Annotated in this window: 11 protein-coding genes, 1 tRNA gene and 3 pseudogenes; 6 read left to right on the forward strand and 9 right to left on the reverse strand. The window is 62.3% G+C overall.

The window, feature by feature from the left end; translation table 11 throughout:
• Positions 1 to 241: 241 nt before the first annotated feature.
• On the forward strand, positions 242 to 847 hold the full coding sequence (locus tag AAFG07_RS11355) for a hypothetical protein (RefSeq protein WP_342727343.1): 606 nt from the start codon (positions 242 to 244) through the stop codon (positions 845 to 847).
• A 93-nt stretch (positions 848 to 940) separates the two neighbouring features.
• On the opposite strand, the pseudogene AAFG07_RS11360 reads toward AAFG07_RS11355, so the two are convergent.
• A pseudogene (locus AAFG07_RS11360) lies at positions 941 to 1,229 on the reverse strand (transposase); the annotation flags it as partial.
• A 9-nt stretch (positions 1,230 to 1,238) separates the two neighbouring features.
• On the opposite strand from AAFG07_RS11360, the pseudogene AAFG07_RS11365 reads away from it, so the two are divergent.
• From AAFG07_RS11365 to AAFG07_RS11375, 3 genes and pseudogenes are all read left to right on the forward strand, one after another.
• A pseudogene (locus AAFG07_RS11365) lies at positions 1,239 to 2,220 on the forward strand (IS110 family transposase); the annotation flags it as partial.
• Between the two features lie 49 nt (positions 2,221 to 2,269).
• Positions 2,270 to 2,987 (forward strand): annotated as a pseudogene (locus tag AAFG07_RS11370) (IS6 family transposase).
• A 66-nt stretch (positions 2,988 to 3,053) separates the two neighbouring features.
• Positions 3,054 to 4,037: an AAA family ATPase gene (locus AAFG07_RS11375; protein ID WP_342727344.1), complete on the forward strand. Its 984-nt coding sequence runs from the start codon at positions 3,054 to 3,056 to the stop codon at positions 4,035 to 4,037.
• Between the two features lie 442 nt (positions 4,038 to 4,479).
• Here AAFG07_RS11375 and AAFG07_RS11380 read toward each other — a convergent pair whose 3' ends face one another.
• From AAFG07_RS11380 to AAFG07_RS11410, 7 genes are all read right to left on the reverse strand, one after another.
• Complete coding sequence (locus AAFG07_RS11380) at positions 4,480 to 5,865, reverse strand: tyrosine-type recombinase/integrase (RefSeq protein WP_342729123.1); 1,386 nt, start codon at positions 5,863 to 5,865, stop codon at positions 4,480 to 4,482.
• Positions 5,866 to 6,019: 154 nt separating this feature from the next.
• Complete coding sequence (locus tag AAFG07_RS11385; protein WP_342727345.1) at positions 6,020 to 7,642, reverse strand: amidase; 1,623 nt, start codon at positions 7,640 to 7,642, stop codon at positions 6,020 to 6,022.
• A 230-nt stretch (positions 7,643 to 7,872) separates the two neighbouring features.
• Positions 7,873 to 8,190, reverse strand: a complete 318-nt coding sequence (locus AAFG07_RS11390) for an addiction module antidote protein (protein WP_342727346.1) — start codon at positions 8,188 to 8,190, stop codon at positions 7,873 to 7,875.
• A gap of 2 nt (positions 8,191 to 8,192) precedes the next feature.
• Positions 8,193 to 8,489, reverse strand: coding sequence for a type II toxin-antitoxin system RelE/ParE family toxin (locus AAFG07_RS11395; protein ID WP_342727347.1), 297 nt, complete (start codon positions 8,487 to 8,489; stop codon positions 8,193 to 8,195).
• A 253-nt stretch (positions 8,490 to 8,742) separates the two neighbouring features.
• Positions 8,743 to 8,817, reverse strand: a tRNA-Val gene (locus tag AAFG07_RS11400).
• A gap of 114 nt (positions 8,818 to 8,931) precedes the next feature.
• Entirely contained in the window at positions 8,932 to 10,227 is a 1,296-nt protein-coding gene (locus tag AAFG07_RS11405) for a hypothetical protein (RefSeq protein ID WP_342727348.1), read from the reverse strand.
• A gap of 152 nt (positions 10,228 to 10,379) precedes the next feature.
• On the reverse strand, positions 10,380 to 10,985 hold the full coding sequence (locus AAFG07_RS11410) for a DUF1134 domain-containing protein (RefSeq protein WP_298366658.1): 606 nt from the start codon (positions 10,983 to 10,985) through the stop codon (positions 10,380 to 10,382).
• Positions 10,986 to 11,138: 153 nt separating this feature from the next.
• On the opposite strand from AAFG07_RS11410, the gene AAFG07_RS11415 reads away from it, so the two are divergent.
• Complete coding sequence (locus AAFG07_RS11415; RefSeq protein WP_342727349.1) at positions 11,139 to 11,603, forward strand: YHS domain-containing (seleno)protein; 465 nt, start codon at positions 11,139 to 11,141, stop codon at positions 11,601 to 11,603.
• Here AAFG07_RS11415 and cysQ read toward each other — a convergent pair whose 3' ends face one another.
• A complete protein-coding gene (gene cysQ, locus AAFG07_RS11420) occupies positions 11,604 to 12,431 on the reverse strand; it encodes a 3'(2'),5'-bisphosphate nucleotidase CysQ (protein ID WP_342727350.1) in 828 nt (275 codons plus the stop codon).
• A gap of 261 nt (positions 12,432 to 12,692) precedes the next feature.
• On the opposite strand from cysQ, the gene AAFG07_RS11425 reads away from it, so the two are divergent.
• The gene (locus AAFG07_RS11425; RefSeq protein WP_342727351.1) at positions 12,693 to 13,340 is read left to right on the forward strand and encodes a histidine phosphotransferase family protein; all 648 of its coding nucleotides are present in this window, start codon (positions 12,693 to 12,695) and stop codon (positions 13,338 to 13,340) included.
• The last annotated feature ends 87 nt before the right edge of the window (positions 13,341 to 13,427 follow it).

Genomic DNA, 13,427 nt, shown 5'->3' on the forward strand with positions numbered 1-13,427 from the left:
TCAGGAGTGCTCTGCGATGCGGCGATTACCAAGGCATGGTGCCGCTTCCACCCGGCTCCTTCGGACAAGCCTGCGACGCCTTGAGACGAAGCGGGTCGCTCTCTCGTTCAGTGGCGGACGCCATCCCAGCATATTCTGCCCAGCCACCTTCGCGACACAGATCGCGTCAGCTTCTCGAAAGGTAGCCCCGCTATCCAAGGGTCCGAAATGGGCTGTGGGGGTTCTTAATTGGAGACCAGCTATGGACCTTAACACTATCGATCGGTTGTCACCAATCCGCGAAGAGGGGACGAGCCGGCAAGACGGTTCCGGTTCTACGGGCTTTCAGCAACAGCTGAGCGCGCTAAGGACGCCCAGCGGGGCGGGCAATTCGCAGGGCAACCCGTCGTCGGTCGGGGCGCAAAGGCCTCTGCCGCGCGCTCGCCTGAACCTTCCGTATCGTGAGTCCGCGTTGCGGGATGGTCCTGACTTTGTGCGAAGGGACGCCCCGTCGGCGGAGATCGTCGCGGCGCTGGCAGGGGCGGAGACGCGCCTCCCGCGCACTCGCCTGAACCTTCCGTATAATGAGTCCGCATTGCGCGACGGTCCTGACTTTGTGCGCGATCCGTCGCAGGACAACCCGTCGCTGGACTTCAGCACGCCGCCCGGCGCGTTGCTGTCCGGGATAGCGACAGGTGACCTGGAGTCTCGCATGAATCGTCCCTATAACGAGTCCGCGCTCCTTGTCGATGCTCGCTTTGCGCCGCTTCATGAGACGATCAACAGAGCCGTCCAGGAGAAAGCCGAGGCATCGTCGCCGGCAACCTCATCTGAACCATACTCAAGGCACCACTGGCGAAATATATAATCGCCAAGCGCCGCATCTGAGGCAGCTAATCAAGCGATCTGCACAAGTCAGTTTCCCAAGGCCAGCGCTCGCCGCGGTGTCCTGCGACGGCGAATGCTCACCCTTGCGCTCGCGTGAGTAGCACATCGCCCCCGATGGGCACGCGCCACCAAACGGCCGATCGTCTCGGACGTAGATCCAGCATCGCCTCGTGTCAGTCTTTCCCTTGGCCAGGACCGGCACCGTCATATCATCGGGATGCTCGGCCGCCACGACATGGGCTTCGATCAAGGCGAAGCAAGGGATCAAGCGCCGTGCAGACCGACCCTGCGGCATCGGCCATTGTCGATAGCGCGCCCGGCGCACCTTCGAGAGCGCAGCGCTCGGCCTGTCGGTTTAAGGGTAAGACCGTATGTCCGCCTCTGCCGATGAGGTGGCTCGCCCTACACTGCGCGTCCGAGGATTACTCGGGCGAACCGAGCCGATCCTCATCACAGGACGAGCCGTGGCAGATTATAGGGAAGCATTTGTCGGAATCGATGTGGCCAAGCTGAGAAATGCCGTCGCAATTGCGGATGCAGGCCGGGAGGGGGAGGTTCGGTTCTTCGGCGAGGTTGATGCTTCGGCCACCAACATGCGCCGCGTCTTAGGGCGGATCGCCAACCGGTTTGACCGCGTCCACTTCTGTTACGAAGCCGGCCCGACTGGCTATGGTCTTTATCGCCTGATCTGGTCGCTCGGCCACCAATGCACGGTGGTGGCGCCGTCGCTGATCCCAAGGAAGCCGGGTGATCGTGAACACGAACCGCCGGGACGCCGTTTCTCTCGCGCGGCTGCTACGCGCCGGCGAGCTGACGGCTGTGTGGGTTCCCGATGAAGGTCACGAAGCGATGCGCGACCTCGTTCGCGCTCGATCGGCAGCGGTTGAGACGCTGCGGATCCACCGGCAGCAGGTGAGCGCCTTCATGCTCAAGCATGGCCGCACCTATCCCCGCAAAAAGGGCTGGACGATGCGCTATTTTCGTTGGCTCCAGGAACAACAGTTCGACCACCCCGCACATCAGATCGCGCTACAAGAAATGGTCGAAGCAGTTCGCGTCGCCAGGGACCGGGTCGACCGGCTCGAGCGCACGATCGAAGAGTTCGTCTCGACCTGGTCTCTGGAGCCGCTCGTGCGGGCGCTTCAAACATTGCGCGGCGTCGATCTGGTCGTCGCAGTGACATTCGCGACCGAGGTCGGTGACGTGAGCCGTTTTGAGGGCCCACGTCAACTTATGGGTTACCTCGGTCTGGTGCCAAGCGAGCGATCGACGGGAAAGGCTGTCAGGCGTGGCGGCATCACCAAGGCCGGCAACGGCCGTGTTCGCCACATGTTGGTCGAAAGCGCCTGGACGGCACCGTCAAGTTAACGAATTAGAGCGGCCGAGGGGGTAGACGACGGGCATGCCGACCACCCGGGACCCTCTTTATCGGCGCCATCGCTTCCCACCGGAAGTGATCAGCTATGCCGTTTGGTTGTATTGCCGGTTTCTCTTGAGCTTGCGCATGGTCGAGGAAATGCTGGCGGCGCGTGGCATTGGCCTGACCTATGAAACCGTGCGCCAGTTGGGACGGAAATTCGGCAAGGCGTTCTCCGATCGGATCCGCCAGCGCGCTCCCGCCCGCGGTGACAAATGGCATCTGGACGAAGTCGTTATCTCGATCGCGGGCGAACAACATTGGCTCTGGCGCGCTGTCGACCAGAATGGCTTCGTTCTCGACGTCTTGATCCAGCGCCGAAGAGACTCGCGCGCTGCGCAGCGGCTCATGAAGAAGCTCTTGAAATCCGCCGGCACGCCGCCGCGCGTGATGATCACGGACAAGCTCCGTTCGTACGGCGCTGCGAGGGCGAAGATGGGCTTTCACGTCGAACATCGGCAGCACAAAACTCTTAACAATCGGGCCGAGAATTCTCATCAGCCGACGCGGCGACGCGAGCGGATCATGAAGCGTTTTCAAATCGTCCCGTCAGGCTCAACGGTTTCTGTCAGTTCACGATCAGGTCGCGAACCTTTTCCACATCCCCTATCCCGGAGCCGTCACTGCCGACTTCCGTCGCGCTTCGCGCGAGCGAGCCTTTGCGACTTGGCGCGAGATCTCAACGACAAGCGCTATCGCCTAATCTCGAACCTTTGAGAAGCGCCTCCTTCAGCTCGGCGGTCGATTAAGTTGACGATGCCCTAGGCACATGCCGGCCGTGAAGCTGCTCTGCGACGCCCATACAGCCCTTGTGGCTGCCAAGGAGGCCGTGGATACGCAGAAGGACACAGCACGCGCGGCGCTGGACGCACACACCAACGGCGTCGTCAAACCGTACGAAAACCGCATCAATGCGTTTCTTGACGCCTTCAACGCAGGCTTCACGATCACGGAGACCAAGCACGGATATCCAGGCGGTATCGCGACCTCGAGCTATCAGCTCGTGATCAATAACGTCCCGATCGATATCGGCGACGGGAAGACCTCTGCCGGCGAACCGAGTTTCAAGAATACGCTCAGCGCCGGTGACCGGACCACGTTGGCGCTGGCGTTCTTTCTGGCCCATCTGGAACGCGACCCCGAGGCTGCCAATACAATCGTGATGTTCGATGATCCGTTCAACAGCCAGGATGCTTTCCGCCGCCGCCAGACCGTGCACGAGATCATGAAGATGGCCGCCAGTTGTCGCCAGCTCGTCGTTCTGTCGCACGATGCAACGTTTTTGAAGGAGTTGTGGGATAAGGCGCCGCACTCCGAACGCGCCTGCCTTGGCATATCGGACCAGCGGTCCTTGGGCTCGAAGCTTTCGGAGATCGATCTTGAAAGGGCCACTCAGGGCAGAACTGCAACCGATATTGATGACCTGCAAACCTATCTGATGAACGGCGCCGGCACGTTGATTGATGTGATCAGAAAGATGCGCGGCGTGCTTGAGACCTATTGCCGAACGACCTACCCATCGAGCTTCCTTGCCACTGACTGGCTAGGCGACATGGTCGGCAAGATTCGGACAGGCGGAGCCTCGCATCCGGCCCAAGCGCTTTATGATGAACTTGACCAGATCAATGGCTACACGAGTCAGTATCATCACGGGGAAAATATGGGTGATATCACGCCGGATCAGATCGACCCGGTAGAACTGACAGGGTATGTGCGGCGAACCCTCCGCATCGTAAATGCTCTGCAGGCGTGACTGGCTACCGACACCTGGATCGCGTTAAAGCCCTGCCTGCGGCTCGACGTATTCGCCTCGGCGCCCGTCGGGCAGCGGGATTGAGCGCCCGCCATGCGCCGGCAATTGGCTTGGCATACCCTAAGCCGGATGTCCGGCTTAGGGAGCCGAAGGACTAACAAGCAAGGCGAGGATACGATGCGGTTCACGAAGTCGGAGGGACTGACTGCGTCTGAGAAGATGCTCGCACAGTTGTGCGACAAATCCTTCCTTTTCTGGGCACGCTCGAGGGCGGCGCATTCTGTAACTATTTGATTTTTCGAAGCTAATGGTGGACGCGCAAGGGATCGAACCTTGGACCTCTCCCGTGTGAAGATCAGGCGGCAAGTAGGTGCGGATCTCGTCAGCGTGATTACGGGCGCCATCAGGCGAATGCATTCGATCAAGACCGCAGGATGATCCTTTACGCCCGTTTTCCCATCGGCACCACGTTTCCACCACTTCGCGGCACCAGGGACACGACTGCCGCCCTTGCGAGGTCTTCCAAGGCGGTCGCAATGTATTTCGCGTAGTGCCGCTCGATCATTTTGACTGAGGTGTTGTGCAGTTTGGCGACCTGTTGGATGGGCAAGCCCTTTCGGAGACCGCGCACGATGCTGGAGTGCCGCAAAGCATAGGGAATCACCTGCGGCATACCGGCGCGCTCGCGAATGGCCTTCCAGGGACGTGCCAGTTCGCCTCTTTTCCACGGACCGCGTTCAGCTTTCTTCCACGCGATACCCCTCGGCTCCTGTTCATGGATCCATCGCTCGAAAAGAGGTGCATCGCTTGGCCGCCCGGCGATTGCGGGCAAAAGCACCTCAATCACATCGTCGCCCACGGGGACCGGGTCTGAGCCGCCATTGCCGCCACGCCCTTTGTAGGAGCCCGGCACCATCAGACGCCGTGCAGAAACCTGTACGTCGCCCACGCGCATTCGCCTGACCTGGGCATACCGCGCGCCGGTCGCGGCCAGACATACGACGATCCGATATAGATCGCCATCAAATCCTTGCTCCTGATCGACTTCACACGCAGCTTGAAGGATGGCGCCAACCTCCTCATCCGTGAGAATCTGGTTATCCCGAGCAATCGCCACATCATCATCATCATCGATCCGCTCTGCTTTGAAGCCGGCCTTCACAATGGCAAGGAACGTCGGGTTTAGTTTCTTCCGATCTGCGGAAAGCCGCGACCACGCGGCATTTAGTGCGGCCTTGAGGTCATTGACGAACCGCTGCTTGGTCGTGACCTTTAAGTCCTCTGGCAAACCCTCACGCCACGTTATCAAGTCGTCCTCTTTCAAGGCATGCAGATACACCGATGCGAGAGCAGCAGCTTCAGCAGCTTCCTGATTGCCGCGCTTTTCTTGACCAAGAACGTAGCGCCGCAGCTTGGTGCCGGCGTCGGATCGGACGTCGCGACCTGTTCGACGTCTTTCTCGAGCGTCGCGTTCCTTGACGTAGGATTCAACGGCCGATCGCACGGTGGGAGCCGGGCCCGCCGCGTGCGACGCGGCTTCTGTTCTGGCTCGGGCTACGGCCTCCCGTGCCATTCCCGCGGCCTGTTCGAAGGTCAGGATCCCGTCGGCGGGCTTGTCATTGATGTCGTTGGCGATGCCGACTTGGGCCTGCTTGTAGTTGCCGCCCTCGTAGTGATTACGCCAGCGGACAAGCCAGATGCCGCTCTGTCTTCCTTTGCGATAGCCCAGATGCGCTTCCGCATCGAGGCGACGCCAATGCACGCCAAACTCGAGCCTGGAGCGTGCTTTAGCCGTCGTAACTTGAGCCTCGGAGAGTGTTTTCGACATAGCGTTCGTCAGTTTACGTTGAATATCCGTTGAATATAAACCCATGTACATTAGCGAACAACACCGGACGACTGGCACTTAACTTATTGATAATATTGAACGTGTGCGAACGGTGGCGAACGGAGAAGGACCCATTATTTGGCCCTCTCAAGGCCTAAGCCACCTGCGCAACTTCCTGATAGCTCGCCGGTGGCCAGCGATCCGCCCAGGGGCGGGCCGCCTCGAGCTGATAGGCTAGGCCGAACAGCGTGGCCTCCGCGCCTGCGCGCGCGGCGAAGTGGGAGCCGATCGGCAGGTTGTTCGCGCTCCAGTACAGCGGAATGCTCATCGCCGGTATGCCCGCCGCGTTGATCAGCGGGGTGAAGTCCGAATCATCGACGGCGCGCTCGAACAGAGTGTCGAACGGCAGGTCTGTTGCGTGTTCGCCCAGAAGCTTCGCCGGATGACGCGCCACAGGCGACAGCAGCACATCGTAGGCTTCAAAAAATGCGTCCAAGGCTCGGCTGGCTTGCGTCAGCTCAGCGACCGCACCAGCGATCCGCTCCGGCGAAAGCGCCGCCCCTCGGCTTGCGAGCCCCAGCGTCCAGGGCTCAAAGTGTTCGGTGTCGGCGTCGCATCCGATCCATGCGCAAGTCGCTTGGACTGCGCTGGCGGCCAGCACCATCCATGCGTCGAGGAAGGCTTCGATCGCTGCCGGGCCGGAGAATGGCCACGCCGTCGGCTCCACATGGTGGCCCAGGCTCTCGCAAAGTCGGGCAGTGGAGACCAGCGCGTCATCCACGTCGGTGGCAGCGCGGTTGCCGCTGAAGCCCTCCTGTATCAGACCGACGCGAAGCGGTTTGCTGATCGGATCGCGCACGAACCCCAACGGGCCGAGCTTGGTGTCCGGGTCTTCCGTGAGGCTAAGCATGAGCGCGCTATCGCGCACCGACCGGGTAAGGACATGATTGACTGCGACGTCGGGCAAGTCGAATGGCATGGGTGGAGCGCCATCGCTTCGATTGCGGCCACGGCTCGGCTTGAGGCCGAAGACGCCGTTGTGGCACGCGGGATGACGGATTGATCCGCCCCCATCGCTGGCATGCGCGATCGGCGTCATCCCGGCCGCGACCGCTGCTCCAGCACCTCCCGAAGAGCCACCGGGCGAGCGCGTAAGGTCCCACGGATTATGGGTAGCGCCGAACAGCTTGGGTTCGGTCGCGTCGATCAGCGCGAACTCCGGCGTGTTTGTGCGCCCGACCGTGACCAGACCGACAGCCTCCAGCGCCAGCGCGTAAGGGGAACTGGTCGGCGGGATGAAGCCGGCGAGCGCGCGGCATCCAAATGTGTTCGGCGTGCCCGCCACCGACAGCACATCCTTGATCAGAAACGGAACACCAGCGAGAGAACCTGACAGAGCGGGGCTCGCAGCGCGCTTGCGCGCCTGGGCGTAGAGTTTGTGGGTGACTGCGTTGAGCGCCGGGTTGGTCGCCTCGATCCTTGCGATGGCGGCTTCAACAAGCTCGCTTGCGCTGATCTGGCCGGATCGAACCAGATCGGCCTGGGCGATAGCGTCCAGCCTTGCGAGCGCGTCATTGCCGCCCGAGTGAACCTGGCTCTGCGACATGCGTGCCCACTCATTGTTCTTGCCGAGGCAGTTCAGACTATCGGCCCATGCGGGGCGCGGGCAAGTCCGAGTTGGCGGAATGGCCAAATGACCGCTTGTCCGCCAGGCCACGCGGCGCGCGGCGCACGCTTCAAAGGCAACCGCGCCCGCCTCGCGCTCGGCCGTCTTCAATGTCTTCCGACATGTTGAGAGGAATGACTTGTCGCAATATCCTCACTCGCTCCAGAGGGGCTCAAATGATGCGAATTGCGAGCTGCCAATGCGAACAGTTTAACGTTAGAGGGGCGACCCTGCCTTAGTTTCAGTGTGCAATTGCATACGATGGTCTGTCCACACGTAGGACTTATGCCTCTTCCGCCGCACGCTCATGCGCCGAGCGTCATCGCTGCCAGCCTTTGCCGTTACGCCACGGCATTCTTCTTCGGCTTGCTCTTGGCCGGTTTTGCCGTAAGCCGGATTCCCATTGCCCCGATGATCCGCAGGATGGTTGCGAACTCCGGGTTGCCATTCTCGCCAAGCGTCTTGTAAAGCCCCTCTCTGGTCACGCCAGCGGCCTTGGCAATCTCGCTCATGCCCTGTGCTCGGGCGACGAGATTGAGGGCGTCACGAACCTCTGCAGGATCGCCATCGGCGAGAACAATGTTCAGATACTCAGCTCGCGCCTCCGCTGTCCGAAGGTATTCGGCGGCATCGAACTTCTTCAGTTTGCTGACTTTCATCCTCAGTCCTCCAATGTCTCCGCGATTTCCTTGGCCTTCCGAATGTCCTTGCTCTGGGTCCGCTTGTCGCCGCCGCAGAGCAGGATAACGACGACCTTGCCGCGCCGAGTGTAGTAAACCCGGTATCCCGGTCCGTGATCGATGCGAAGCTCGCTGACTGCGCCTCCGACCGATTTAGAGTCTCCGAAGTTTCCAGCGGCAACCCGTTCGATCCGGCGAACAATCTGCAAGCGGGCGCGCTGATCGTTCAGCGCCGCAAGCCAGTTGGTGAAGTCAGACGTTTGGCGAACGTCGATCATGTAGTGATTGTAATCCATGGATTACAAGTGCGCAACCGAAGATGTAATCTATAGGTTACAAATGCGATGTGCCTTTTCCCGGCATAGGCCCATATGTGCTCGCCGGTGCAAAGTTCGGAAATGGCATAACCCATTGATCCGGCTTGCGCCGGCTACTGTGCATGGGGTTGTTTTCGACATTTTTGATGAGGCGGTCCCCGAAGGGCACCGGAATGTCGACAATCGTCCGCGCCCGGCGGTTCACGAAGGGGAATGGTGGACGCACAAGGGATCGAACCTTGGACCTCTCCCGTGTGAAGGGAACGCTCTCCCGCTGAGCTATGCGTCCGGGATCTGACGTTCCAAAGGCCGCTGGTCGGCGGCCGGTCGAAAAGTGGCGCTTCGTCAGAGCGTGCGATTTACGAAGTGCTGGGTAGGGGTGTCAAGCCAAACCCTGCGGGAATCAGGCGCCTTGCTGGCGGGCACGGGAGGCGTGTGACTGCAGGGCCCGGATGCGCTCGGCGAGCGTGCCGCCGCCTTCGGGCATCCCGCTGCCCGGCGGGACGCCATTTGCGACACCGTTGGCGGGCTTGGCGGCCGCCTTGGCCGGCACGGTCGGCTCCGCGGCCAGCATGGCCTCGATCGCCGAATTGGGGCCCTCGAGCTGGATCGCGAGCTTGGCCACCTCGGCGGCGATGTCGTTGATGCGCTCGCGCAGCAGCGCGTTCTCCATCCGCTCGGTCGCCCAGGAGCTCTCGGCCTGCTGCTGGATCGCGTTGATGTCGCGCTGCAGCTTGCCGCGATCGTCGCGGGCGATGCGCAGCTGCTCCTCGACCGCCGCCTTCTCCTGGCGCAGCCTCTCGAGCACGGACGATTTGCCGCCGCTTGTCGCAGCGATCTCCTCGCGCAGCTCCTGCATCGTCCGCTCGGCGGCGGCGTTGGCCTGCTTGAGCTGGCCGTTCTCGAATTCGCGTTCGGCAAGCAGCTTGCCCTGGGTCGCAAGCCGGGTCTCGAGGTCGGTGACGCGGTTGCCGAGCATCTCGGCTTCCTTGACCTGGACGATCAGCTGGCGGTCGAGATCGGTGACGCGCTGGCTCAGATTCTCGACCCGGCCGCGCGCGTCGGCGAGATCGCGCGTTGCGGTCTCCGACTGGTTGCGCTCCTGGGCGAGGCGGGCTTCGGTTGCGGCAAACTCCCTGGCGGCATCGCCGACACGGTTCTTCAACTCCTCGACCTGGGTCCGCACCGCGACCAGTTCGATCTGGCGGCTGTTCGCCGTCATCGAGCGGTCGCTGAGCTCGGCGTTGATCTTGCCAAGCTCGCCCTGCTTGTCGGTCAGCGCCTGCTCGGCGTTGCGCAACAGCTCGGTCTTGGCGGAAAACTCTTCCTCGGTGGCGCGAAGCTGCTCCTTCATCGCCTTCTCGCGCGCCTCCAGCGCGAAGATCGCGGCGTTCTTCTCGCCGAGCTCGATCTTCATGCGGTTGATCGCATCGGTTTTCTTGCCGAGCTCGGCGAGCTGGCTCGTGGTCTTGCTCTTGAGCTGGTCGACGCTCATCTCGAGCCGGCGGGCCGACATGGCGAACTCGGCGCGGAGCTGGTCCTTGTCGGCCTGGATCTCGGCCATCGACAGCGGGGTGGCCGCCTCCATGCGGCGCGTGGTCAGCCGCACCGCCCGGTTATGCACCAGCGGAACGATCATCAGGCCACACAGCATCGAGATCAGGAAACCGATCGCCGCGTACATGATCGGCTCGATCATGAAGGGTCACTCCAAAGAAAGCAGAAGGAAAGAAGGATTTGTTAATCACAATGCCACGGCGGGCCGGCCAAAGGCCAGCCCGTTTGCCGCGTTAACCTGAATCGCTAACCGTCCCGGAGCGCCCGGCACAATCACCCGATCGGCGCAGCGACCTAGAACGGGTTCCAGGTCGCGCGCGGGGTGAATTTGAGATAGCCGACGCTGGCACCGAGCCGCAAGCCGATGCCGGAGCGAATCGGCACCAGCACGATGTTGTTGGCGGTCAGCGCCGTCATGCCGAAGCCGCCGACGATATAGGCCGAGCCGTCGATGCCGACGAAGCGCTGATAGATCGCCTGCGTCGAGGGCAGGTTGTAGACCAGCGTCATGGTCCGGGCGCCGTCGCCGCCCCAGTCGAAGCCGACCGAAGGACCCTGCCAATAGACCCGGAGGTCGCCGGCGTTCTTGGTGTAGAGCGTGCCTTCGCCATAGCGTAGCCCGGCCACGAAAGCGCCAGAGCCTTCCTCGCCGAGCACATAGCCGTTGGGCAGGCCCCATTGGCTGACCGCGCGCTCGATCACCGAGGCGAGCCCGCGCGAGACGTTGCCGAAGAACTTGTGTCCGGCGCCGACCAGTTCGTCGGGCCCGTAAGTATACGGGGTCTGTTCACGCTGCGGCGGTGGATATTGCGGTGGTGGGGGCTGCTGCGCGGACGCCCCTGCGCTCCAGCACATCAGCGCGGCAAACGCGACCGCGGCAAGGCGTGATGCGAAAGTCATTAAGAACCCCTGCTATCGAAATCCGGGCGTTGCCCTTTAACCTGATGCCAACAGGCACGGCTCTAGGTTGCGCCCGGTGTCCCCTCGACTCGGATGTTATCGGTATCAACTATGACGGCACAACGGCAGGAAAGATATGGATCGTGCCGGGGCATGGCGTTTTTCGGCCTGTTGGCGGGCATTTTGACGGCCATCGGGCCCTCTTTGCCTGTTCAGGCCACGACGACCGAGCGCGTGGTGACGAACCGCTACTCCGGCCTCGCGATCGAGGGATTCGATCCCGTCGCCTATTTCACCGATGCCGCCGCCACCCAGGGGCGGCCGGAATACGAGGCCGCCGACAGCGGTGCGATCTGGCGTTTCCGCAACGAAGGCAACCGCGCCTCGTTCGTGGCGCATCCTGAAATCTACGGCCCGCAGTTCGGCGGCTATGATCCGACCGATCTGGTGCGGGGCGTGACTTGCGCCGGCAATCCGCGCTTCTGGGCCATCGTCGGGAACAGGCTTTATCTGTTCAACCGGGAACACAGCCGCGACGCCTTCGCTACCGATCCCGCGCGCTTCCTGAAGGAAGCCGCGGCCCGCTGGCCGGAGCTGGAAGAAAGTCTCGCGCAGTAATCACAATGCTGCGGACGGGTCGCCCCACGCAATGAATTCGGGCACCAGAAAGTCTTCGCGGCCGAGCCCGAAATGCAATTGGCGCCCCTTCGAATCGGTGACTTTGCCGCCGGCCGCAACCACGACCGCGTGACCCGCCGCTACGTCCCATTCTGACGTCGGCGAGAGGCGGGGATAGATATCGACCTCGCCCTCGGCGACCCGGCCGAACTTGACCGCCGAGCCCAGCACGGCGCGGACCGCGCCGCCGCGTTCGTCGATAAAGGCTTCGGTGCGCGCATCGCCGTGTGAGCGGCTGACCGCAACGGTCCAGGGTGCGCCGCGTGGCGGGCTGGGACGGGTCTTGATCGGCACCGCCTGCGAAACCTTGCCATTCTGCAGCGTCAACCGCTCCGCACCCTTGCCGACGATGCCGCGCCAGATCAGCCCCAGCGCGGGCGCACCGACGATGCCGAGCAGCGGCACGCCCTGCGTGACCAGCGCCACATTGACGGTGAACTCGTTACGGCCGGCGACGAACTCCTTGGTGCCGTCGAGCGGATCGATGAGGAAGAAACTGTCCTTGTAGGGCGGCGTCGCCAGATGGACGCGCTCCTCCGACAGCAGCGACACATGCGGCGTCAGCCGCGTCAGCCCTTCGACGATGATGTGGTCGGCGGCGAGATCGGCCTCGGTGACCGGCGATCCGTCACTCTTGCCCGTGACGTTCATGGCGGATCGGTTGACCGCAAGGATAGCCTCGCCGGCCTGGATCACCAGTCCGGTCAGCGATTCGAGCAGCGTGGCGGCGGCTTCGCAGCCGATCAGGGACGGCTGTGCCTTATTCATGGGCGGGTCTCATATCCTGTTTGTATTCCCTGAGATCGTGATGCGATGCAAGGCATCGCATCTCGATCTCATCCCCTTGTTTGAGCATAATCTTTTCGGAAAACCGGTTTCCACTTTGCGCTAACGCGGCCGTTCCGGTCCGGATCATGCTTTATCAGTCCCGCCGCAAGCTGGCAGCATCCGTCTGCGCGGTGTATCAAGCCGACAGGCATGCGTGATTCGCACTCCTCCCGCGGCGTGCGGCTTTCCAGGAAACAATTGATGTCTGGCACTTCGTCTCCCGGTCCCGCTCCCGACGCACTCGAACTCGCGGCGCTGTTGTGCTCGCGGGTCTGTCACGATCTCATCAGTCCGGTCGGCGCGATCGTCAATGGGCTTGAGGTGCTTGACGACAATCCCAAGCCCGAAGACCGCGATTTCGCGCTCGATCTGATCCGCAAGAGCGCCAAGACCGCTTCGGCGCGGCTGCAGTTCTGCCGGCTGGCGTTCGGTGCCGCGGGTTCCTCCGGCGCGCAGATCGACCTCGGCGATGCCCAGAACATGGCGAAGGGGCATATCGAGGACGGCAAGGTGACGCTGACCTGGAATTTGCCGCGGCTGCTGCTGCCCAAGAACCGGGTCAAGCTGCTGTTGAACATGCTGGTCATTGCGCAGCAGACCATCCCGCGCGGCGGCACGCTCACCATCGATCCGGTCGGCGAGGGCGAGACGATGAGCTTCCGCATTCTGGCCGCGGGCCTCCATGCGCGGGTGCCGCAGAACATCGTCGACCTGCTCAATGCAAGCTCGTCGAACACGGTCGATGCGCATGCCGTGCAGCCGCATTACACGCGCCTCTTGGCCGAAGCCTGCGGGTTGAAAGTGACGCTCGCGCTCGACGGCGACAAGGTCGTTATCTTGGCGTCCTGAACGCGGCCGCGGGAACATCATTAAGCAAAGGTTACGTCCGGCCGCGCGATTCGATCGTGCGGCCTTATCTCTTTGTTGATCCCGTTC

The organism is Bradyrhizobium sp. B097 (assembly GCF_038957035.1).
Taxonomy (GTDB): domain Bacteria; phylum Pseudomonadota; class Alphaproteobacteria; order Rhizobiales; family Xanthobacteraceae; genus Bradyrhizobium.